Source organism: Pseudomonas sp. Tof1 (assembly GCF_055390395.1).
Map to the genome: position 1 here is coordinate 5764632 of NZ_AP024344.1, position 22467 is coordinate 5787098.

Here is a 22467-nt window from a genome sequence, read left to right on the forward strand (position 1 = left end):
CCATTGTTTTAACGCCTTGAGCCTACATCAGGCAGGGATCACTCCCACTCGATAGTTGCCGGCGGCTTGCTCGACACATCGTAGGTCACGCGGGAAATGCCTTCGATCTCGTTGATGATCCGGCCGCTGACCGTCTCCAGCAGTTCGTAAGGCAGGTGCGCCCAGCGCGCAGTCATGAAGTCGATGGTTTCCACCGCACGCAGGGCCACGACCCAGGCGTAGCGACGGCCGTCACCGACCACACCTACCGATTTCACCGGCTGGAACACCACGAAAGCCTGGCTGACCTTGTGGTACCAATCGGCCTTGCGCAGTTCCTCGATGAAGATGTGGTCGGCGCGACGCAGCAGGTCGGCGTATTCCTTCTTCACTTCGCCAAGGATCCGCACGCCCAGGCCCGGCCCGGGAATGGGTGACGGTAGACCATGTCATACGGCAGACCGAGTTCCAGGCCGAGGCGACGAACCTCGTCCTTGAACAGCTCGCGCAACGGCTCGACCAGCTTGAGGTTCATCTCTTCCGGCAGGCCACCGACGTTGTGGTGGGACTTGATCACGTGGGCCTTGCCGCTCTTCGCGCCAGCCGATTCGATCACGTCCGGGTAGATGGTGCCCTGGGCCAGGAACTTGATGTTGTTCAGCTTGCAGGATTCGGCATCGAACACGTCGATGAAGGTGCGACCGATAATCTTGCGCTTCTTCTCCGGGTCGGCTTCGCCGGCCAGGTTGTTGAGGAACTGCTCCTCGGCGTTGGCGCGGATCACCTTGACGCCCATGTTCTCGGCGAACATGGCCATCACCTGGTCACCTTCGTGCAGGCGCAGCAGGCCGTTGTCGACAAATACGCAGGTCAACTGGTCGCCGATAGCCTTGTGCAGCAGCGCCGCGACCACCGAGGAGTCGACACCGCCGGACAGGCCCAGCAGGACGTTGTCGCTGCCAACCTGGGCGCGGATCTGGGCAATGGCGTCGTCGGCGATGTGCGACGGGGTCCACAGCGCTTCGCAACCGCAGATGTCGAGGACAAAACGCGACAGGATGCGGCCGCCCTGCTTGGTGTGGGTCACCTCTGGGTGGAACTGCACGCCGTAGTAGCGCAGGTCGTCGTTGAACATGCCGGCGATCGGGCAGCTCGGGGTGCTGGCCAGGATGTGGAAGTTCTCCGGCATCCGGGTGACCTTGTCACCATGGCTCATCCACACGTCGAGGCCGTACAGGCCGTCGGCGTCGATGTGGTCCTCGATACCGTCCAGCAGACGGCTCTTGCCGACCACGTCGACGCGGGCGTAACCGAATTCACGCAGCTCGGAACCTTCGACCTTGCCGCCCATCTGTTCGGCCATGGTCTGCATGCCGTAGCAGATACCGAAGACCGGTACGCCCAGTTCGAACACCGCCTGCGGGCAGCGTGGGCTGTTGGCTTCGTGTACCGACTCGGGGCCGCCGGCGAGGATGACGCCTTTGGGAGCGAATTCGCGAATCGCCTCGTCGTCCATGTCGAACGGATGCAGTTCGCAGTACACACCGATCTCACGCACACGGCGGGCGATCAGTTGGGTGTACTGGGAACCGAAGTCGAGGATCAGGATGCGGTGGGCGTGAATGTCGAGGGCCATGGCTCATTCTCGTCTGTGAAATCAGAAACAACACGGGGCTGTCATCAACAGCCCCGGTTCAAATTCGTCAATCGCCTCCCGACCAGCGCCAGGAGGCGATCACTATCAGCCTACGCGATAGTTTGGAGCTTCCTTGGTGATCTGCACGTCGTGGACGTGAGATTCGGCCATGCCGGCACCGGTGATACGCACGAACTCGGGCTTGGTGCGCATCTCCTCAATGTTGGCGCTGCCGGTGTAGCCCATCGAGGAACGCAGGCCGCCCATCAGTTGGTGAACGATGGCGGTCAGGGTGCCCTTGTAGGGTACGCGACCTTCGATACCTTCCGGCACCAGCTTCTCGGCACCTGCGGAGGAGTCCTGGAAGTAGCGGTCGGAGGAACCCTGGGACTGCGCCATCGCACCCAGCGAACCCATGCCGCGGTAGGCCTTGTAGGAACGGCCCTGGAACAGTTCGATCTCGCCTGGCGCTTCTTCGGTACCGGCGAACATCGAACCCATCATCACGCAGGAGGCGCCGGCCACGATGGCCTTGGACAGGTCGCCGGAGAAACGGATGCCACCGTCGGCGATCAGCGGAACACCGGTGCCTTCAAGGGCAGCGGCGACGTTGGCGATGGCGCTGATCTGCGGGACGCCGACACCGGCGACGATACGGGTGGTGCAGATCGAGCCCGGGCCGATACCGACCTTGACCGCATCCGCGCCCGCCTCGGCCAGGGCCTTGGCCGCAGCGCCGGTGGCGATGTTGCCGCCGATCACCTGCACCTGCGGGAAGTTTTCCTTGACCCAGCGAACGCGGTCGATCACACCCTTGGAGTGACCGTGGGCGGTGTCGACCACCACCACGTCAACGCCGGCATTGACCAGCGCGGTCACGCGGTCGCCAGTGTCCTTGCCGGTGCCGACCGCGGCGCCGACGCGCAGACGACCCTGGTCGTCCTTGCTGGCCAGCGGGTAGGCCTTGGATTTCTCGATGTCCTTGACGGTCATCATGCCCTTGAGGGCGAACTTGTCGTCGACGATCAGGACCTTTTCCAGGCGGTGCTTGTGCAGCAGCGCACGGACTTCGGCCTTGTCGGCACCTTCGCGAACGGTGACCAGACGCTCTTTCGGCGTCATCACTTCGCGAACAGGGACATCCAGACGGGTTTCGAAACGCACGTCACGGGAAGTGACGATGCCCACCAGGTCGCCATCGTGCAGTACTGGCACGCCGGAGATGTTGTGCATGCGGGTCAGTTCGAGCAGGTCACGGACCGAGGCGTCGGCCTCGATGGTGATCGGGTCCTTGACGACACCGGCCTCGAACTTCTTGACCTTGCGCACTTCGGCAGCCTGCTGCTCGATGGTCATGTTCTTGTGGATGATACCGATACCGCCTTCCTGGGCCATGGCAATGGCCAGACGAGCTTCGGTGACGGTGTCCATGGCAGCGGAAACCAGCGGAATATTCAGCTCGATGCCACGGGTGAGACGGGTTTTGAGACTGACTTCGTTGGGAAGCACCTCGGAATAACCGGGCACAAGGAGAATGTCGTCGAAAGTCAGGGCTTCTTGGCTGATACGCAGCATCGCGGGGGCTCCCGGGCGGGAAAATGGAAGCGCGCCATTATACTCACACCAGGGCCCCGGCTCAATGTAAACCTTGGCCTATTTACAGCTCGACCTGCACCCAGGCGACGGGCTGATCCAGCCAGTCGGCGAACTCGTCGAGAAACGCCTGCCTGAAGCCGGCTTCCAGCCAGTTATTGAAGATGAATCCCAGGTTGGAGAAGGCGCAGGGCTGAAGGAACAGGAAACCGTTGATGTCGTCCTCATGCCCGCACAATGGGCAGATGAAGTTCTCGGTGCGCCCCGGCATCCAGTCTTCCAGGCTGTCGAACAGCGCCTCGCCGACTTCCCGGCGGCATTCGGCACAGCCGGCCTCTTCGAGAAAGCCCCTGGACGGAGTATAGATGCAGCGCTTGGTGACGATCTCCAGGCCGTTGATCGGCTCGCCGAACGGCAGCGCCTCGGGACGCAGGACCACATTGGCCGCACCGGGGGCGATGGCGTAGGCCATGCGATTGCCGGTGCGGCCGCAGGTACTCAGTTGCTCCTCGACGATGTTCTTGCGTACCAGCCAACGCAGGATCGCCCGGGCACGAGGTTCGTGAACCGGCAGGGTGGAGATTTTCGGGACGATGATGCTTTGGGTGTTCATGCTCAGGGACTTCATGGCTACGGGCGGGTGCGTCGGGAGAGAACAGCTTTTCGGCAACCCGGCGCAGCAGCTTAATCCCCTGCCCCCCCAGGTCAAGCACTGAAGTAGCGGCTGATCAGCGCAATGCCACTGACCAGCACCAGCCAGGTCACCAGACGCACGAAGGCTTCACGGGACAATCTCGCCGTCACCCGCCGGCCGATCCACAGCCCCAACGCCATTGCCGGCAGCAGGCACAGCGCCAACAGTAATAAAGGTAGTTCGGCGTAGACCCCGGCGATCACGAACAGCGACAGACGCACCACCGTGCTGCAACTGATCAGCGCGCTCTGCGTGGCCCGGGCCGCATCCTTGGGCAGCCGGCTGTTGAGGTAGATCGCATAGAGAAAGCCGCCACTGCCGAACAACGCGCCGAACATCCCGCCCACCGTCCCCATGGGCACTGCCCAGCCAGCCTTCAACTGTGTGGGCCGAACCTTGATCAGCAGGCTGTAGAGGGCATAGGCGCTGATGAACAGGCCCATCAGCAACAGCAGGATGTCGGACTTGAGGTTGAGCAGGAACACCACGCCCAGGGTGCAACCCACCGCCATGCAGGGCAACAGGCGCAACAGTTCCGAGCGGGCGACATCCTTGCGCGACGGCAGCAGGTTGCCGAACGCCGCGACGAAATCCAGCAACACCAGCAACGGCACGATCTTCGACAACGGCATGAACAGGAGCAGGATCGGACCGGCCACCAGCGCCGTACCGAAACCGGCCACGCCAAAGACGATATAGGCCAGGGCGACACCCAGTTCCACCACCAGCCAGTCGGTGGCACTGAACGGCCACTGGCTCAACAACGCGACGACACTCATGAGAAACGACTTCCACAATGGGTTCGCTTGACTTTAGCCATTGGCGAGCCTTGCGACTAATATGTTCAAAGCCCTTCACTCATCTCGAAAAGGCATGACTTGTGATTTCCACCCGCCAGTTGCGTTACTTCGTCGAAATCGCCGACTCCGGCAGTTTCAGTGCGGCCGCCGAGCGCCTGTTCATTGCCCAGTCCGCCTTGAGCCGGCAGATCAAGGAACTGGAACATAACCTGCAAACGCCCCTTTTCGAGCGCACCGCACGCCAGCCGCGGCTGACAGCGGCTGGCGAGGCCTTCTATCCAAGGGCGAGAAACCTGCTGAACGAATTGAACAAGGCCAGCGAGCTGGCGACCCAGGTCGGCAATGGCCAACTGGGCACGTTGCGCCTGAGCCATTCCAGCACCGTGCCGATGAGCGGACGCCTGCTGCGGGCAATCGGTCATTACCTGGAGCAGAGCCCGGGCGCTTCGATGGATATCGCCAAGTTGTCTTCCGAGGCGCAACTTGAAGAGTTGGCCGAGGGTCGGCTGGATGTCGGCCTGTTGCGCCTGCCGGTGCTGCGCCAGCGCGAAGGCGTACAGATCCTGCCGCTGTTCAGCGAGCGCCTGTTGCTGGCCGTGCCACCGGACCATGCGCTGGCGGGTTCGACCGAAGGCATTGACCTGGCACTGCTCAGGGACGAAGCCTTCATCTCCATCCCCCATCCCCAGCGGGGTGGCTTGAGTTACCTGTCGGCCGAGCTGTGCATGCGCCAGGGGTTCTTTCCCAAGGCGGCCCGAGTGGTATCGCGCAAGACCACTCAGTTGCAACTGATCCAGGCCGGGTTCGGCATCGCCCTGCTGCCGGAGTCGATGCGGGACATCGCCCCGGCCAACATCCACTTCCTGCCACTCAGTGACCCGGACTGCCAGAGCACCCTGGCCCTGGCCTGCCGCCAGGAACCGACACCGCTGGTGGCACAGTTCGTCGAGTGCTTCCGGCAGCACCTGCAACACTGATTGCCCCTTGTGGGGCCAGGCTGGCTGGCGATTGCGCCCTTCCAGACACGGAAGTTCCTGTTGAGTGGCCGCACAAAAGCCATCCTGATAAACCCACAAGAATAGTGGCCTCCATTCACAGAGCATGGTGATCGGCCAGCAAATGCCTTTATCATGCCCGCCATGATCAAAGACCCCTTTCCCCGTCTGGGCCTCGACCGCGAAGTCCTTACTGTCAGTCAGCTCAACGGCCGCGCGCGGGTGTTGCTGGAAGACGTGTTCAGCAATGTCTGGGTCGAAGGCGAAATCTCCAACCTCGCCCGCCCGGCCTCCGGCCACGTGTATTTCACCCTCAAGGACAGCGGCGCCCAGGTGCGCTGCGCGCTGTTCAGGCAGAACGCCGCCCGCGTACGCCAGGCCCTGAAGGATGGCCTGGCGGTCAAGGTGCGCGGCAAGGTCTCGCTGTTCGAGGGCCGCGGCGATTACCAGTTGATTCTCGACACCGTTGAACCGGCCGGTGATGGCGCGCTGCGCCTGGCGTTCGAAGCCTTGAAGGAAAAGCTCGGTGCCGAAGGCCTGTTCAGCGCGCAGCGCAAGGTCCCGTTGCCGGCCCACCCCCAACGGATCGGTATCGTCAGTTCGCCGACCGGCGCAGTGATCCGCGACATCATCAGCGTCTTCCGTCGGCGCGCACCGCAGGTGGAACTGACCCTGATCCCCACTGCGGTCCAGGGCCGCGAGGCCACCGCGCAGATCGTTCGCGCCCTGAAAATCGCCGACGCCAAGGGTTTCGACGCGCTGATCCTGGCCCGCGGCGGCGGCTCGCTGGAAGACCTCTGGTGCTTCAACGAAGAAGCGGTCGCCCGCGCCGTGGATGCCTGCGTGACGCCGATCGTCAGCGCCATCGGCCACGAAACCGATGTGTCCATCAGCGACTTCGTCGCCGACGTGCGTGCCCCGACGCCCTCGGCCGCGGCCGAACTGCTGGCCCCCGATTCCAGCGACCTGCAACGCCGGGTCGAGAACCTGCATCGTCGCCTGGTGATGCGCATGCAGGACCGACTGGCGCGTGAGCGCCTGCGCCTGGACGGCCTGGCCCGGCGCCTGCGGCATCCGGGCGAACGCCTGCGTCAGCAGGCCCAGCGCCTGGATGACCTGGACATGCGCTTGCGCCGGGCCTTTGAACGCCAGCTCGATAATCGCCGACAAAAGCTCCTGCGCCTGGAAACCCGCCTCGCCGGCCAGCATCCGGGCCGTCAGTTGGCGCTGCTGCGCCAACGCCTGGACAGCCTTGCCGAACGCCTGCCCCGAGCCATGCGCGAGGGCCTGAAGGCGCGGCGCCTGCAGTTGCAGAGCCAGATGCAAACCCTGCATGTGGTCAGCCCGCTGGCGACCCTCGGACGCGGCTACAGCATCCTGCTGGACGAACGCGGCCAGGCCATCCGCAATGCCGGGCAGACCCGCCCCGGCCAACGGCTGAAGGCGAAACTGGCCGAGGGCGAATTGCAGGTGCGGGTCGAGGACAACCACCTGACACCCGTGACCCTCTCGCTACTGGACTGACTTTCAAGGGATCTGAACATGCCGCGTTTTCTTGCCGCCCTGCTGCTCCTGGGCCTGGCCTGCAATGCCCACGCCGACAGCTACATCACCCGCCTGCTGAACAAACCGGTGCCCGGCGGCGTCGCCGTGGTCGACCTCGGCACGGCGGCCCAGGCGCCCAAGGCCAGTTACCAGGGCAAACCGGTGTTGGTGGTCAAAGAGCAGAACAACTGGCTGGCGATCGTCGGCATCCCGCTGAGCGTCAAGCCCGGCAACCAGCAGATCAGTTCGGGCAGCCGTAATCTCGGTTTCAGCGTCGGCAGCAAGCAATACCCGGAACAGCACATCACGCTGAAGAACACCCGCCAGGTCAATCCCAACCCGGCCGACCTCAAGCGCATCGATGAGGAACTGGCGGTGCAACTGCGCGCCTATCGCAGCTTCAGTCCGGGCACGCCGAGCAACCTGCTGCTGGACAAACCGGTGAACGGCCCATTGTCGAGCCGCTTCGGCGTACGCCGGTTCTTCAACGGCGAGGAACGCAACCCCCACGCCGGGCTGGACTTCGCGGTGCCGGCCGGTACGCCGATCAAGACACCGGCCGCCGGCAAGGTGATCCTCACCGGCAACTACTTCTTCAACGGCAACACCGTGTTCGTCGATCACGGCCAGGGTTTCATCAGCATGTTCTGCCACATGTCGAAGATCGACGTGCAGGTCGGCCAGACCCTGGCCCGCGGTGCCGTGGTCGGCAAGGTCGGCGCCACCGGACGCGCCACCGGGCCGCACATGCACTGGAACATCAGCCTGAACGACGCACGGGTCGACCCGGCGATCTTCATCGGCGCATTCCAGCCCTGAGCGGGCGAATGTGGGACAATGCCGGTCAATCGAGCCTTACCTGAACCGACCCTGCCCATGAACGCCCCAAGCAAACCCAAGCCCCCCGTAAAAAACCCGCCAAGGCCGCCCCGGCCAAGGCGGCACAGCCACGCGAAAAAGCCGCACTGCATCCGCGTAACCGTCACCAGGGGCGTTATGACTTCCCGCAACTGATCAAGGGCTGCCCGGAGCTGGGCCAGTTCGTGATCATCAACCCCTACGGCAAGGAAAGCATCGACTTCGCCGACCCGGCGGCCGTGCGCGTGTTCAACCGGGCCCTGCTCAAGGCCTTCTACGGCATCGCCCACTGGGACATCCCGGCGGACTTCCTCTGCCCGCCAGTACCGGGCCGGGCCGACTACGTGCACTTCCTCGCCGACCTGCTGGCCGAACACAACGACGGCGTGATTCCCCGTGGTGCTGCCGTGCGGGTGCTGGATATCGGCGTCGGGGCCAACTGCATCTACCCGCTGATCGGCCATGGCGACTATCGCTGGCAGTTCCTCGGCTCCGACATCAACCCCACGGCCCTTGCCGCCGCCAAGGCGATCGTCCAGTCCAACGGCCTGAACAGGGCCATCAGCCTGCGCCAGCAGGACAACCCGAAACACATCCTCAGCGGCCTGCTGGGCAGTGACGAGCATTTTGACCTGACCCTGTGCAATCCGCCGTTTCACGCCTCCCTCGATGAGGCCCGGAGTGGCAGTCGACGTAAATGGAAGGCCCTCGGCAAGGCCGACCCCAAGCGCAAGCTGCCGGTGCTGAACTTTGGCGGCCAGGCGGCGGAGTTGTGGTGCGAAGGTGGCGAGGCGCGCTTCGTGGCGCAACTGATCAGCGAAAGCTCGCCGCTGGCGAACCAGGTGCTGTGGTTCAGTACGCTGGTATCGAAGGCCTCGAACCTGCCTGCCATCGAGGCGGCCCTGAAGAAGGCCGGTGTCCTGGAAAGCCGGGTCGTGGAGATGTCCCAGGGCCAGAAGCAGAGCCGCTTCGTCGCCTGGACCTTCCAGGACAAGGCCCGGCAACAGGCCTGGCGCCAGGAACGCTGGATGCCTGCCGGCGGGCCAAGCCGGGGATAAATCGAACAACGCCATTTCGCAGGCGAAAAAAAACCGTGCCCGGATCGCTCCAAGGCACGGTTTCACGGCATCTTACTTGTTGACAGCGTCGGTCAGGGCCTTGGCTACAACCAGCTTGATCACTTTCTTGGCAGCGATTTCGATGGCAGCGCCAGTCGAAGGGTTACGGCCAGTACGGGCAGGACGCTCGGTCACTTTCAGTTTGCCAACGCCTGGCAGAGTGATTTCGCCGCCGTTTTCCAGCTGATCAGCAACGATATCGGTCAGTTGCTCGAGAACCTTGCGCACTTCAGTCTTCTGCAGAGCGGTAGCTTCGGCGATATCGGCGATCAGTTGGTCTTTGGTAATAGCCATTGAGATGTTCCTTCCCTATCAAATTCATTTGGATTGCAGAGTGCAGTGCCAGCCATCGAGCCAAGCCTTTTGGACCTGACACCCCGCTGATAAACCGCGACGGATCGCGGATGTAGATAACAAAAACGGGGTTTGGTTCGACCTGACACCTGCTGAAAACACGCTTTGCGCGCATACCTTGGCGCAAGACGGGGCAAAGCTAGCACAGAGACGGGGAAATATCCGCCTCTACCTAGCCATTTGGTCAGCTTTTGCGCTCGTTTTCGAAAAAAAACTGCCAGAAACCGCTGATTGGTCATGTTTGTTCCGCCAAACGCTGCTTCAGCGCCACGGTACGGTACACTGACGGCTTTACCCGGGGAGCCGCGCCTCTCCCCCCGACCACCAGCCGAGAAGCCCATGCCGATCCGTCATTGCATCGTCCACCTGATCGACAAGAAACCCGATGGCACACCCGCCGTGCTCCATGCCCGTGACTCCGAACTGAGCGAGTCCCAGGCCATCGAGCACCTGCTGGCCGATCTCAATGAAAGCTACAACGCCAAGCAAGGCAAGGCCTGGGGTCTTTTCCACGGCGAATCGGGTGCCTACCCGTTCAGCGGCTGGCTGAAGGAGTACCTCGATGGCGGCAAGGACTTCACCGCCTTCAGCCGGGTGGCGGTCGAACACCTGCAGAAGCTGATGGAGGAGTCCAACCTTTCCACCGGCGGCCACGTGCTGTTCGCCCACTACCAGCAAGGCATGACCGACTACCTGGCCATCGCCCTGCTGCACCACAGCGAAGGCGTGGCGGTGAACGCCGAACTGGACGTCCTGCCGTCCCGGCACCTGGACCTGGGCCAGTTGCACCTGGCCGCGCGGATCAATATTTCCGAGTGGCAGAACAACAAGCAGTCCAAGCAGTACATTTCCTTCATCAAGGGCAAGAACGGCAAGAAGGTCTCGGAGTACTTCCGCGACTTCATCGGCTGCCAGGAAGGCGTCGACGGCCCGGGCGAAACCCGTACCCTGCTCAAGGCCTTCAGCGACTTCGTCGAGAGCGAGGACCTGCCCGAAGACGACGCCCGCGAGAAAACCAAGGCCCTGGTCGACTATGCCAGCAGCCAGGCGAAACTCGGCGAGCCGGTGGCCCTGGAGGAACTCTCGGGGCTGATCGACGAGGATCGTCCCCGGGCGTTCTACGAACACATTCGCAACAAGGACTACGGCCTGTCCCCGGAAATCCCGGCAGACAAACGCACCCTGAATCAGTTCCGCCGCTTCACCGGCCGGGCCGAAGGGCTGTCCATCAGCTTCGAGGCACACCTGCTGGGCTCGAAGATCGAGTATGACGAGGAAGCCGGCACACTGATCATCAAGGGCCTGCCGACCCAGCTCACCGATCAGCTCAAACGCCGCAAGGACTGATCGATGCTCGCTGGCGTGCTGAAGAAGTTCCTGCTGATCCTGCTTGTGGTCGTGGTTTACCAGAACTGGGGCAGGATCGAGCGGGTGTTCCACCCCGAATCGGTGGTGTCCGAGCAGACCCGCAGCCAGGCCCGGGTGGTGCTCTACGCCACCGAATGGTGTGGCTACTGCCAGGCGACCCGGCGCTTTCTTGACCAGAAGGACATTCCGTTCAAGGAATTCGATATCGAAAAGGACGCGCAGGCGCGCAAGGCCTACCAGGCCCTGGGCGGCGGCGGGATTCCGATACTCGACGTCAACGGCACGCTGATTCGCGGTTATCGACCAGACGACATCCTCGCTGCCCTCAAGTGACTCCGCCCTGTAGAAGCGGGCTTGCCCGCGAAGCTTTCAGCGGCCGCACGGGCCTGTTCGCGGGCAAGTCGGACGCCGCACCGCCGGCTCCTACAGAATGGTGCTGCACGCGGGGCCCACGCCGCTCAACGCGGCTCGATACGGAACCCCAGCCGCGGGAAGTGCACATGCACCACCCCCGCCCGCTCATCCTCACGCCGCAGGATCAGTTCCTCGCTGCCGGCAAACAGCAGCTCGCCGGCCACCGGGTCGACGCCGTAGTCCGTGGCGGCAATCACCACCTGCTGCCCCGCGGTGAAGCCGTTCGGATCGACGAAAGGTTCCTCGGGCAGGTCTGCCGGCACAGCTTCCCGTGCCACCTGTACCGCCTCCTCGGCCGTCATCACGTTCGAGGCACCGTGCCCGAAGCCCATCACCCGCTCGAACCAGGCCAGCACTGCCGGGTACTCATCCACCAGCGGCGAAGTGACCGGCGTAGCCTTGAGGAACCACAGGATATGCGCCATCGAGAAATCGGCGATGGACGGCTCGCCGAACAGGAAGTCACCTTCCTCACGCTGCAGTTGCTGTTCCAGTCGGGCCATGAAGGCCGGCCATGAATGCCTGGCTTCCTCCAGCGGAACCCGGGTGGCCGAACCACCGCTGAACAACCCGGCACGGTCAGCCATGAAGGCCTTGGCCTGTTCCGGGGAGAACCGGGCGAAACGCACCGCCGCCGATTCCGGCTGGAACACCAGAGCCACGGCATGCCGGAAGGCCACCGAATCGGCCCAGGCGGCGAACGTCGTGGCCACCATCTCCCGGCCTTCGGGGAACAACGCCGGCGAAGCCTTTTCCTGCTCCAGGCGACGGGCGATCAGCGCGGTATCGCAGTAGATGTCCGCGCCCACCTGCAGCACCGGAGTCTTGCGATAGCCACCGGTCAGGGCCGTCAGGTCAGGCTTGGGCATCATCGGCGGGATGTTCACCGAGCGCCAGGACAGCCCCTTGAAACCCAGCAGCAGCCGAGCCTTTTCGGCAAAGGGGGACGTTGGATAGTGGTGAAGAATCAGCTCAGACATGCCGGGATCCGCCGTACGAGTAGGAGTCCGCAGCTTAGCCTGCAAATCGGCGCCAGCCTACCCGCCCTGACTGATATCGCCCTATCGAAGGCACTAATGGCCGAAGGTGCGGCCAGGGAGTGCGGGTCATTTTCGCCCGGCCGAAAAGGCTTCCAGGCAAAAGCTCGCCGCCAACGCCTCCTTGGCGCTCTTGCGCAGTTTCTTGATCAGACGCTCCTGGCGCAGGGCATCGCCCTTGTCACGGCACGCTTCGACGTAGACCAGCGCCACCGCGGGGCTCGAGTGAAAGAAGCGCGCGCCCTTACCGCTCTGGTGCGAGGCGAAACGCCGCTGCGGGTCGTCGCTGATACCGCAGTACAACGAACCGTTGGCCGCCCGCACCAGATAGACGAACCAGGATTTGGTCGCCGGCACGACGGTCTCGGCGATGACTACGGGTTCCGGGCTGGTGTTCACGTGGCAGGCGGCTTGAGCGGAAACGGGGAAACGATCTTAACAGACCTCAGCGGCCTGCCTGGAATGCCTTGAGTCCCTTGAGCGCCTGGCCACGCACGGCATTTTTCACCAGCGGCGTCCAGCCCAGGATCAAGCCCTTGGCCCCCAATGCCTGGCGGGCCCAGCGCCACAGGTCAAAACTGTCGTGATGCTCGCAGATCTTGCCGTCGCGGAACACGAAGCGGGCCTGGATATCGTTGACCACGACGTTGCCGGTCTGGCTGAACAGGTAGGTCGCCACCCAATGGGCACCACCGCTGCGCTCGTCGGCACGGACATTGTCGAAGGTCAGGGAAAAGTCCTTGGCCCGGGTGGTGAGCATGCGCCACATGTCGCCGGCATCACGACCGCGCAACTCACCGAAGGCCGGGTCGCTGAACAGCACATCCTCGGTGTAGCAGGCGCTCATCGCCTCGGCATCCAGCCGCTGGAAGGCCTTGTAGAACTCGGTAATCAACGCGCTGTGGGTATCACTCATGTACGGGCTCCGTGCAGGTAAAAGGATCGCCTGCACGATAGTCCGCAAATGCGCCGCTGACTATCGGCATTCGCCATTCGAATACCGGGAGTACGGGGCCATTCAGAGTTTTTCGCTGTTGACCTGCACGTACAGCGCCCGCCCGGCCCCGAGCCCGGCAGCGATCGCACCCAGGCCGACCACCGCGAAAATCCAGCCCAGCGCCTGCCAGCCGCCGGTGAGGTCATGCACCAGGCCCACCGCGAACGGGCCCATCGACGCCAGGGTGTAGCCGATGCCCTGGGCCATGCTCGACAGGTTCGCCGCCACATGGGCATCGCGCGAACGCAGGACGATCAGGGTCAGTGCCAGGCTGAAGGTCCCCCCTGCCCAAGCCCCAGCACGATCGCCCAACCCCACAGGCCGTCGAGGGGCGCGTACAGGCAACCGAACAGGCCACCCAGGGTCAGCAGCATGACCACCAGGATCGCCAGTCGCTGGTCCTTGCCACGGGTCGCCAGCCAGGGCGCCGCCAGGGAACTGGCCAGCTGGACCAGGATCGAACCGGAGAGCACGATCCCCGCCTGGGTTGGCGTCAGGCCACGGCCGATCAGCACCGAAGGCAGCCAACCGAACACGATGTAGGCCAGCGACGATTGCAGGCCCATGTACAGGGTCACCTGCCAGGCCAGCGGATCACGCAACAGGCCACGCACACGATAGGCCGCCTGGTGCGCCCCCTGCCGGCTGCCGACCTGCGGCAGCCATACCACGGCCGCCACCAGGGCCGGCACCACCCAGAAGCCCAACCCCAGCGACCAGCTGTTACCGAAGTGCTGACTCAGTGGCACGGTCGAGCCCGCCGCCATGGCCGCCCCCAGGCACAGGGCCATGGTGTAGACCCCGGTCATGGTCCCGGCATGCCTGGCAAAGTCACGCTTGACGATCCCCGGCAGCAGGACGCCGATCACGCCAATGCTCGCGCCGGCCAGGATACTGCCGGCAAACAGGCCGAACTCGCCCAGGGAACTGCGCAGGAGCATGCCGCCGGCCAGGGTCAGGAGAATCCCCAGAACCACCCGCTCGCTGCCGAAACGCCGGGCCAGCACCGGCGCCAGGGGCGCGAACAGGCCCAGGCAGAGTACCGGCAGGGTCGTCAGCAGGCCGGCCTTGGCCGCCGACAAGCCGAGGCTGCGGGACACTTCGCTGAGCATCGGTGCCATGCTCGACAGCGCCGGGCGCAGGTTCAGCGCCACCAGCACCAGCCCCAGCAGCAACAGCCAGGGACGGCGCAGTACCGGGTGAGCCTGCTGGACGATGGCGTCATCGGCTTCGGCATCGATCAGCAGCGGATCGAGTTCGCCTCGGCGCGGCTGCGTCGAGGCGCCGGCCTCGGAAATGGAACGGGGCATGATGGTCTCGGATTCAAGGTTCATTGATCAGGGTCCTGCACAGGGCCTTGGCGCGTTCGGGATCGCGCTGCTCGACTGCCTCGAGCAGCGCGACATGCAGATCGAACACCGACTGGCGGCGGGGCGTGATGTCGAGGGTCTGGCGCAAGGCGCTGGCGATCACGCTGGAGAAGTAGCGATACAGCTCGCTGAGCATGGGGTTGTGCGCGGCGTCGATCAGCCGCTGGTGAAAGACCAGGTCGCAGGAGATGAAGCAGTCGAGATCACCATGGTAGTGGTGGCTGCTGGCATCCAGGGCTTCACGCAACCCCTTGAGGTCCTCATCGGTACGACGCAGGGCCGCCAGACCAATGGCCTCGACTTCAAAACTGTGCCGCGTCTCGCGCGCCTGGTCCAGGGAACAGCGCGACAACGCCTGCATGGTCGCCAGCGGATCGGTGGTGGCCCGCACATAACTGCCGTCGCCCTGGCGAATCTCGATCAACCCGGAAAACGCCAGCACACGCATGGCCTCGCGCATGGTGTTGCGGCTGATGCCCAGCTCGGCCGCCAACTCCGGCTCGGTCGGCAGGCGTTCGCCCACCACCCAGGTGCCGCGGGTGATGCGTTCGCGCAATTGCTCCAGGGCCTGGTCGACCAGGGAGCGCCTGATCAGGGGAATGCTTGGGGACATGGTCTCGCCTTGACATCCAATCATAGGATGAATTTTCACTAGCCTATCCCAGAAACCGGCGGGCGCTCAAGCCGCAGGCGACAGTCGATGCCGCCCCATAAAAAAACCCGGACCAGGTCCGGGTTCTTCATTCAACGCCAGTCGATCAATGCAGGATCTGGCTGAGGAACGTCTTGGTCCGATCGTTCTGCGGGTTGTCGAAGAAGTCGTTCGGGGCCGCCTGTTCGACGATCTCGCCCTTGTCCATGAAGATCACGCGGTTGGCCACGGTACGGGCAAAGCCCATTTCGTGGGTCACGCAGAGCATGGTCATGCCGTCTTCGGCCAAGCCGATCATGGTGTCCAGAACCTCCTTCACCATTTCCGGGTCGAGGGCCGAGGTCGGCTCGTCGAACAGCATGATCTTCGGTTTCATGCACAGTGCACGGGCAATCGCCACACGCTGTTGCTGGCCGCCGGAGAGCTGCCCGGGGAACTTGTGCGCCTGGTCCGGGATACGCACGCGCTCCAGGTAGTGCATGGCGATTTCTTCCGCCTTGCGCTTGGGCATCTTGCGAACCCACATCGGCGCCAGGGTGCAGTTCTGCAGAATGGTCAGGTGCGGGAACAGGTTGAAGTGCTGGAACACCATGCCGACTTCACGGCGGATCGCCTCGATCTGCTTGAGGTCGTTGGTCAGTTCCACGCCATCGACCACGATGCGGCCCTGCTGGTGCTCTTCCAGGCGGTTGAGGCAGCGGATGGTGGTCGACTTGCCCGAGCCGGACGGACCGCAGAGCACGATACGCTCGCCCTGCCGCACGTTCAGGTTGATGTCCTTCAGTACGTGGAACTGCCCGTACCACTTGTTCACGCCCTGCATCTGAATAATGCCTTCAGGACCCACAGGCTGTTTGATCGCTTCGCTCATCACTTGACTCCTAACGCTTGTGGCCTGTGTCCAGCTTGCGCTCCAGATGCATGGAGTAGCGGGACATACCAAAACAGAAAATCCAGAACACCAGGGCGGCGAACACGTAGCCCTCGGTAGCCATGCCGAGCCATTTCGGGTCGGCGGCGGCCTGCTTGACGCTGTTGAGCAGGTCGAACAGACCGATGATGATCACCAGGCTCGTATCCTTGAACAATGCGATCAGCGTGTTGACGATGCCGGGGATCACCAGCTTCAGGGCCTGCGGCAGAATCACCAGGCCCATGGCGCGCCAGTAGCCCAGGCCCATCGCGGCCGCGGCTTCGTACTGCCCTTTCGGAATGGCCTGCAGGCCGCCACGCACCACTTCGGCGACATACGCCGACTGGAACATGATCACCCCGATCAGTGCCCGCAACAGCTTGTCGAAGTTCATGCCCTCGGGCAGGAACAACGGCAGCATCACCGAGGACATGAACAGCACGGTGATCAGCGGCACGCCGCGCCAGAACTCGATGAAGGTCACGCAGACCACACGGATCGCCGGCAGATTGGAACGTCGTCCCAGCGCCAGCAGGATGCCCAGCGGCAGGGCGCCGGCGATACCGACGGTAGCGATCACCAGGGTCAGCATCAGGCCGCCCCACTGGCTGGTCGCCACGGTTTCCAGGCCGAAGCCGCCGTGCAGCAGGATGAAGGCGACGATCGGGAACACCACCAGGAAGCACAGGCCGTAGATCGCCTTGCGCGGGAAGCGCGAGATGAACAGCGGCGCCGCACCGATGATCGCCAGCCACACCGTCGAATCGATGCGCCAGCGCAGTTCCTGCGGGTAGTAGCCGTACATGAACTGGCCAAAACGCTGCTGGATGAACACCCAGCAGGCACCGCTCTTGGTGCAGTCGGCACGGGTGGTGCCGACCCAGTTGGCATCCAGGATCGCCCAATGCAGGATCGGCGGCACCACCAGATAGATCAGATAGAAGGCGAACAGGGTCAGCAGCGTGTTGATCCAGCTGGAGAACATGTTGGCCCGAATCCATGCGACCACGCCGATGCTGCTGCTCGGTGGGGGCATGTCAGGTTTGAAGGTATGGGAACTCATGGGCCTTTCCTCACCGCTCGATCAGCGCGATGCGCTTGTTGTACCAGTTCATCAGCAGGGAAATGCTGATACTGATCGCCAGGTACACGCTCATGGTGATGGCAATGACTTCGATGGCCTGCCCGGTCTGGTTGAGCACCGTACCGGCAAACAGCGAAACCATTTCCGGATAACCGATACCGGCCGCCAGGGACGAGTTCTTCGCCAGGTTCAGGTATTGGCTGGTCAGCGGTGGAATGATCACGCGCAGGGCCTGGGGGATGATCACCTTGCGCAGGGTCGGACCGTTGCGCAGCCCCAGGGAGCGCGCTGCCTCGGTCTGGCCATGGCTGACCGAACGGATACCCGAACGGACGATTTCGGCGATGAACGCCGCGGTGTACACCGTCAGGGCCAGGGTCAGTGCCAGCAGTTCAGGGATCAATACCCAGCCGCCAACGAAGTTGAAGCCTTGCAGCTTGGGCATTTCCCAGTGCACCGGCGCGCCGAAGACCAGCGTGCAGAGCAGCGGGATAACGATGAACAACCCCAGCCCGGCCCAGAACTTGTGGAACGGCTCGCCGGTTTCTTCAAAGCGCCGGTTGGCCCAGCGGGTCATGAAGACGATCGCGACGATGGCCAGTACCAGGCTGACCACGAACGGCCAGAAGCCTGGCGCGGCGATGGCCGCCGGCATGTTCAGGCCCCGGCTGCTGACGAAGAACGTATCGGCGATGTTATGGCTGTTGCGCGGCCCCGGCATGGTCAGGAACACCGCGAAGTACCAGAACAGGATCTGCAGCAATGGCGGGATGTTGCGGAACACCTCGACATAGATGGTCGCCAGCTTGTTGATGATCCAGTTCGACGACAGCCGCGCGACGCCGATGATGAAGCCCAGGATCGTCGCCAGGATCACACCGATAAAGGTCACCAGCAGGGTGTTGAGCAGACCGATGACGAATACACGCGCATAGCTGTCGGATTCGGTGTAGTCGATCAGGTGCTGAGCGATACCGAAACCGGCACTGCGCTCGAGGAAACCGAAGCCCGAGGTGATGCCCCGGTGTTGCAGGTTGGTCTGGGTGTTGTGGAACAGGTACCAGCCCAAGGCGATCACCGCGACAACCGTGATGATCTGGAATAACCACGCACGCACTCGCGGATCGCTGAGGCTGAGCCTCTGCTTTGGTGCGCCGACTTGATTTTGCATGAAGTGCCCCAGAAAAAACGGAACAGGGAAGATCGCCCGGCGGTTGGCCCGCCGGGCGACAGATCAATCAGCGCACAGGAGGTGCGTATTGAATACCGCCGTTGTTCCACAGGGCGTTCAGGCCACGATCGATTTCCAGCGGAGTGCTCTTGCCGAGGTTCTTCTCGAAGATCTCGCCGTAGTTACCGACCTGCTTGACGATCTGCACAACCCAGTCCTTGCGCAGCTTGAGGTCCTTGCCATATTCACCGTCGGCGCCCAGCAGGCGGGCTACGTCAGGGTTCTTGGTCGACTTGGCTTCAGCCTCGACGTTTTTCGAGGTGATACCGGCTTCCTCGGCGTTGAGCAGCGCGTAGCCGACCCAGCGCACGATGGCCAGCCACTCGTCGTCGCCGTTACGCACGACCGGGCCCAGAGGCTCCTTGGAAATGGTTTCCGGCAGAACCACGTAGTCCTTCGGCGAAGCCAGCTTGCTGCGCTGGGCGAACAGCTGGGACTTGTCCGAAGTCAGTACGTCGCAACGACCGGATTCCAGCGACTTGGCGCTTTCGTCGGAGGTGTCGAAGGTGATCGGGGTGTACTTCAGGCCATTGGCACGGAAGTAGTCGGACACGTTCAGTTCGGTGGTGGTACCGGCTTGAATGCAGATGGTCGCGCCATCCAGTTCCTTGGCACTCTTCACGCCCAGCTTGTTGTTGGCCAGGAAGCCCACGCCGTCGTAGTAGGTGATGAAGCCGGGGAATTTCAGGCCCATGCCCGCGTCACGGGAACTGGTCATGGTGGTGTTACGCGAAAGGATGTCGATCTCGCCGGACTGCAGGGCGGTGAAACGCTCCTTGGCATTCAACTGGCTGAACTTGACCTTGGTCGCATCGCCGAACACGGCAGCGGCAACGGCGCGGCAGACGTCGGCGTCGATACCGATGATCTTGCCGCTGGCGTCAGGTACCGAGAAACCTGGCAGACCATCACTCACACCGCACTGGATAAAACCCTTCTTCTGAACGGCATCGAGGGTGGCACCCGCTTGTGCAAAACCGCTGACACCCAGGACGACAGCAGCAGTCACGACTGCCAGGGTGGATTTCAACATCTTCATTCAAACCTCCAGTTGCTCTTGTTGTGTCGGAGCTAGAGCCTTGTCGCACCCTTATGAGGCGTTAGTTGACCCGGGTTGGCTTATTTTTGGGTCAGCGACAAAGACTTTGAGCCATGAGTCTAGTTGGGGGACATCCCCGGGGTGCACTCATTGCCCGCCAATCGGCCGAACGGCTTGCGCCCTGTGTTCGCGGAGCCTTCCCGGCCGGTGGCGAACATCAATCCGAATCCGTTAGCCGGATTCGTGCTATCCCACTGCTGACGCTAGCCTGTTAGTGTTACCGCCAGCGGGGGAAAGCACACACTCGAATCTCCCATAGCAAAGCCCGTACCACAGTGATGGGTAAAGCGATTCAGCCAGAGGTCAACAAGAAAACTTTCAAAGTTGCGACATCTTCTTAACAGATACGCCAGCTGTGCACTGCAATCACGCACCCAATCGGAGCGCACGCACATTAATGGAGCAAATGGAGCAGATATGACCGATCCCCTGATCATCCACCCGGCCAAACCCGCCGATGCCTGTGTCATCTGGCTTCACGGCCTGGGCGCCGATCGCTACGACTTCCTGCCCGTGGCCGAGGCCCTGCAGGAGCGCCTGCCGAGCACCCGGTTCGTGCTACCCCAGGCTCCAACCCGCGCCGTCACGATCAACGGCGGCTACGCCATGCCCAGCTGGTATGACATCCTGGCCATGAGCCCGGCGCGCTCCATCAGCCACGAAGAGCTCGAGGCCTCGGCAGACAGCGTGATCGCACTGATCGAGGCCCAGCGGGCCGAAGGTATCGACCCGACGCGAATCTTCCTCGCCGGCTTCTCCCAGGGCGGCGCGGTGGTGCTGCACACCGCTTTCCTGAGGTGGCAGGGCGCCCTCGGTGGCGTGCTGGCCCTGTCGACCTACGCCCCGACCTTCAGTGACGAATTGCAGCTTTCGGCCAGCCAGCAACGGATTCCGGTGTATTGCCTGCATGGCCATTACGACGAGGTGGTGCAGAACGCCATGGGTCGCACCGCCTACGAGCACCTGAAGCGCAATGATGTCACCGCGACATGGCAGGAATACCCAATGGGCCACGAAGTGTTACCGGAGGAAATCAACGACATCGGCACCTGGCTGGCCGCTCGTTTGCGCTGATCGCCGTAACGCACTACGCCGCGCCCGATTCTTGCATTACACTGGCCGGCGTACATTCCTTAACCAATTGATGAGACGACCGTGCTCAAAGCACTCAAAAAAATATTCGGTAAAGGCGAGACTGAGCAGCTCGCACCAGGTACCGGCACTCCGACTCCCCCACCAGAAAGCCGCCTGACCGGCCAGTCGTCGGAACGTGCCGAGCCCGCGGCCAAACCGAAAGCCCAGCCGACCGCCGCCCCACAGCCCTCCGGCCAGCCCAGCGCCGGGAAGCCCAAGGCCGCCCAGCCACGCCGCGAGCGGGCGCCGAAGCCAAAACCGGCACCGTGGAAGCTGGAGGACTTCGTCGTCGAACCCCAGGAAGGCAAGACCCGCTTCCACGACTTCAGGCTGGCACCGGAACTGATGCACGCCATCCACGACCTGGGCTTCCCCTACTGCACGCCTATCCAGGCGCAGGTGCTGGGCTACACCCTGGCCGGCAAGGATGCGATCGGCCGCGCCCAGACCGGCACCGGCAAGACCGCCGCCTTCCTGATCTCGACCATCACCCAGTTGCTGCAGACGCCACCTCCGGCCGAGCGCTACATGGGCGAGCCGCGGGCACTGATCATTGCGCCGACCCGTGAACTGGTGGTGCAGATCGCCAAGGACGCCGCCGACCTGACCAAGTACACCGGCCTGAACGTCATGCAGTTCGTCGGCGGCATGGATTTCGACAAGCAGCTCAAGCAGCTCGAAGCCCGTCATTGCGACATTCTCGTCGCCACCCCGGGCCGCCTGCTGGACTTCAACCAGCGCGGCGAGGTGCACCTGGACATGGTCGAGGTGATGGTGCTGGACGAAGCCGACCGCATGCTCGACATGGGCTTCATCCCGCAGGTTCGCCAGATCATTCGCCAGACCCCGCCGAAAAGCGAACGCCAGACCCTGCTGTTCTCCGCGACCTTCACCGACGACGTGATGAACCTTGCCCGGCAATGGACCACCGACCCGGCGATCGTCGAGATCGAATCGCAGAACGTCGCCAACCAGAATGTCGAGCAGCACATCTATGCGGTGGCCTCGGCCGACAAGTACAAGCTGCTGTACAACCTGGTCAACGACAACGGCTGGGAACGGGTGATGGTCTTCGCCAACCGCAAGGACGAGGTGCGGCGTATCGAGGAACGCCTGGTGCGTGACGGCGTGAACGCCGCCCAATTGTCCGGCGACGTGCCACAGCACAAGCGCATCAAGACCCTGGAAGGTTTCCGCGAAGGCAAGATCCGCGTACTGGTGGCCACCGATGTCGCCGGGCGCGGGATCCATATCGACGGCATCAGCCACGTGATCAACTTCACCCTGCCGGAAGTGCCGGATGACTATGTACACCGTATCGGGCGTACCGGTCGTGCCGGGGCCGATGGCGTATCCATCAGCTTCGCCGGCGAGGACGACTCCTACCAGTTGCCGTCGATCGAGGAACTGCTGGGGCGCAAGATCAGTTGCGAGATGCCGCCGACGGAATTGCTGCGACCGGTGGTGCGTCAGCGTCCTTGACGCCCCCCAAGCACCGCGCAAGAACGCCGCCTGTTCGCAGTCGGCGTTTTTTTTCGCCTGCGGATTGCTGAATTGAACTAAAAGTCCATAATAGACAAAACAGTTCAATAAAAT

At 63.0% G+C, this 22467-nt stretch carries 19 protein-coding genes and 3 pseudogenes; 8 read left to right on the forward strand and 14 right to left on the reverse strand.

The genetic code is table 11. The annotated features are described in order from the left end of the window. Window positions 1-38: 38 nt before the first annotated feature. The 4 genes and pseudogenes from guaA to ACZ5KU_RS25940 all read right to left on the reverse strand — a co-directional run bounded on the left by guaA (window position 39) and on the right by ACZ5KU_RS25940 (window position 4681). Window positions 39-1615, reverse strand: a pseudogene (guaA, locus tag ACZ5KU_RS25925) (glutamine-hydrolyzing GMP synthase). A gap of 105 nt (window positions 1616-1720) precedes the next feature. Next, window positions 1721-3190: an IMP dehydrogenase gene (gene guaB / locus ACZ5KU_RS25930; RefSeq protein WP_054057407.1), complete on the reverse strand. Its 1470-nt coding sequence runs from the start codon at window positions 3188-3190 to the stop codon at window positions 1721-1723. An 82-nt stretch (window positions 3191-3272) separates the two neighbouring features. Next, the gene (locus ACZ5KU_RS25935) at window positions 3273-3821 is read right to left on the reverse strand and encodes a hypothetical protein (protein ID WP_054057406.1); all 549 of its coding nucleotides are present in this window, start codon (window positions 3819-3821) and stop codon (window positions 3273-3275) included. Window positions 3822-3913: 92 nt separating this feature from the next. Continuing rightward, the gene (locus ACZ5KU_RS25940) at window positions 3914-4681 is read right to left on the reverse strand and encodes a sulfite exporter TauE/SafE family protein (protein ID WP_464736449.1); all 768 of its coding nucleotides are present in this window, start codon (window positions 4679-4681) and stop codon (window positions 3914-3916) included. Between the two features lie 101 nt (window positions 4682-4782). On the opposite strand from ACZ5KU_RS25940, the gene ACZ5KU_RS25945 reads away from it, so the two are divergent. The 4 genes and pseudogenes from ACZ5KU_RS25945 to rlmF all read left to right on the forward strand — a co-directional run bounded on the left by ACZ5KU_RS25945 (window position 4783) and on the right by rlmF (window position 9158). Beyond that, window positions 4783-5679 carry a LysR family transcriptional regulator gene (locus ACZ5KU_RS25945; protein WP_464736450.1) on the forward strand — a complete coding sequence of 299 codons (897 nt, stop codon included), beginning with the start codon at window positions 4783-4785 and terminating at the stop codon, window positions 5677-5679. 162 nt (window positions 5680-5841) lie between these two features. After that, on the forward strand, window positions 5842-7221 hold the full coding sequence (gene xseA / locus ACZ5KU_RS25950; protein WP_464736451.1) for an exodeoxyribonuclease VII large subunit: 1380 nt from the start codon (window positions 5842-5844) through the stop codon (window positions 7219-7221). Between the two features lie 18 nt (window positions 7222-7239). Further along, window positions 7240-8061, forward strand: coding sequence for a M23 family metallopeptidase (locus tag ACZ5KU_RS25955; RefSeq protein ID WP_054061698.1), 822 nt, complete (start codon window positions 7240-7242; stop codon window positions 8059-8061). A gap of 57 nt (window positions 8062-8118) precedes the next feature. Then, window positions 8119-9158, forward strand: a pseudogene (rlmF, locus tag ACZ5KU_RS25960) (23S rRNA (adenine(1618)-N(6))-methyltransferase RlmF). A gap of 72 nt (window positions 9159-9230) precedes the next feature. Here rlmF and ACZ5KU_RS25965 read toward each other — a convergent pair. Next, window positions 9231-9512, reverse strand: coding sequence for an HU family DNA-binding protein (locus ACZ5KU_RS25965; protein ID WP_010445708.1), 282 nt, complete (start codon window positions 9510-9512; stop codon window positions 9231-9233). Between the two features lie 399 nt (window positions 9513-9911). Here ACZ5KU_RS25965 and yejK point away from each other — a divergent pair, with 399 nt between their 5' ends. Together yejK and ACZ5KU_RS25975 are read left to right on the forward strand one after the other, a co-directional pair. Further along, window positions 9912-10919: a nucleoid-associated protein YejK gene (gene yejK / locus ACZ5KU_RS25970; RefSeq protein ID WP_054057843.1), complete on the forward strand. Its 1008-nt coding sequence runs from the start codon at window positions 9912-9914 to the stop codon at window positions 10917-10919. Between the two features lie 3 nt (window positions 10920-10922). Further along, the gene (locus tag ACZ5KU_RS25975; protein WP_054057842.1) at window positions 10923-11273 is read left to right on the forward strand and encodes a glutaredoxin family protein; all 351 of its coding nucleotides are present in this window, start codon (window positions 10923-10925) and stop codon (window positions 11271-11273) included. A gap of 125 nt (window positions 11274-11398) precedes the next feature. Here the strand turns inward: ACZ5KU_RS25975 and ACZ5KU_RS25980 are convergent, their stop codons facing one another. From ACZ5KU_RS25980 to ACZ5KU_RS26020, 9 genes and pseudogenes are all read right to left on the reverse strand, one after another. Then, window positions 11399-12334 carry a glutathione S-transferase family protein gene (locus ACZ5KU_RS25980; protein WP_054057841.1) on the reverse strand — a complete coding sequence of 312 codons (936 nt, stop codon included), beginning with the start codon at window positions 12332-12334 and terminating at the stop codon, window positions 11399-11401. Between the two features lie 126 nt (window positions 12335-12460). Further along, complete coding sequence (locus ACZ5KU_RS25985) at window positions 12461-12790, reverse strand: GIY-YIG nuclease family protein (protein ID WP_054057840.1); 330 nt, start codon at window positions 12788-12790, stop codon at window positions 12461-12463. 46 nt (window positions 12791-12836) lie between these two features. Beyond that, window positions 12837-13307 (reverse strand): nuclear transport factor 2 family protein, encoded by a 471-nt coding sequence (locus tag ACZ5KU_RS25990; RefSeq protein ID WP_416770441.1) that lies wholly within the window; start codon window positions 13305-13307, stop codon window positions 12837-12839. Window positions 13308-13409: 102 nt separating this feature from the next. Then, a pseudogene (locus ACZ5KU_RS25995) lies at window positions 13410-14722 on the reverse strand (CynX/NimT family MFS transporter). Continuing rightward, entirely contained in the window at window positions 14712-15371 is a 660-nt protein-coding gene (locus tag ACZ5KU_RS26000; RefSeq protein WP_054057837.1) for a FadR/GntR family transcriptional regulator, read from the reverse strand. The pseudogene ACZ5KU_RS25995 and the gene ACZ5KU_RS26000 overlap by 11 nt, the downstream one beginning before the upstream one ends. A gap of 145 nt (window positions 15372-15516) precedes the next feature. Continuing rightward, the gene (locus tag ACZ5KU_RS26005) at window positions 15517-16281 is read right to left on the reverse strand and encodes an amino acid ABC transporter ATP-binding protein (protein WP_054057836.1); all 765 of its coding nucleotides are present in this window, start codon (window positions 16279-16281) and stop codon (window positions 15517-15519) included. A gap of 10 nt (window positions 16282-16291) precedes the next feature. Then, a complete protein-coding gene (locus ACZ5KU_RS26010; protein ID WP_054057835.1) occupies window positions 16292-17386 on the reverse strand; it encodes an amino acid ABC transporter permease in 1095 nt (364 codons plus the stop codon). A gap of 10 nt (window positions 17387-17396) precedes the next feature. Then, entirely contained in the window at window positions 17397-18578 is a 1182-nt protein-coding gene (locus ACZ5KU_RS26015; protein WP_054057834.1) for an amino acid ABC transporter permease, read from the reverse strand. A gap of 67 nt (window positions 18579-18645) precedes the next feature. Beyond that, window positions 18646-19677, reverse strand: a complete 1032-nt coding sequence (locus ACZ5KU_RS26020) for an amino acid ABC transporter substrate-binding protein (RefSeq protein ID WP_017904198.1) — start codon at window positions 19675-19677, stop codon at window positions 18646-18648. Window positions 19678-20154: 477 nt separating this feature from the next. Here ACZ5KU_RS26020 and ACZ5KU_RS26025 point away from each other — a divergent pair, with 477 nt between their 5' ends. Then, on the forward strand, window positions 20155-20811 hold the full coding sequence (locus ACZ5KU_RS26025; protein WP_054057833.1) for an alpha/beta hydrolase: 657 nt from the start codon (window positions 20155-20157) through the stop codon (window positions 20809-20811). 81 nt (window positions 20812-20892) lie between these two features. Continuing rightward, complete coding sequence (gene rhlB / locus ACZ5KU_RS26030) at window positions 20893-22353, forward strand: ATP-dependent RNA helicase RhlB (protein WP_419735239.1); 1461 nt, start codon at window positions 20893-20895, stop codon at window positions 22351-22353. The last annotated feature ends 114 nt before the right edge of the window (window positions 22354-22467 follow it).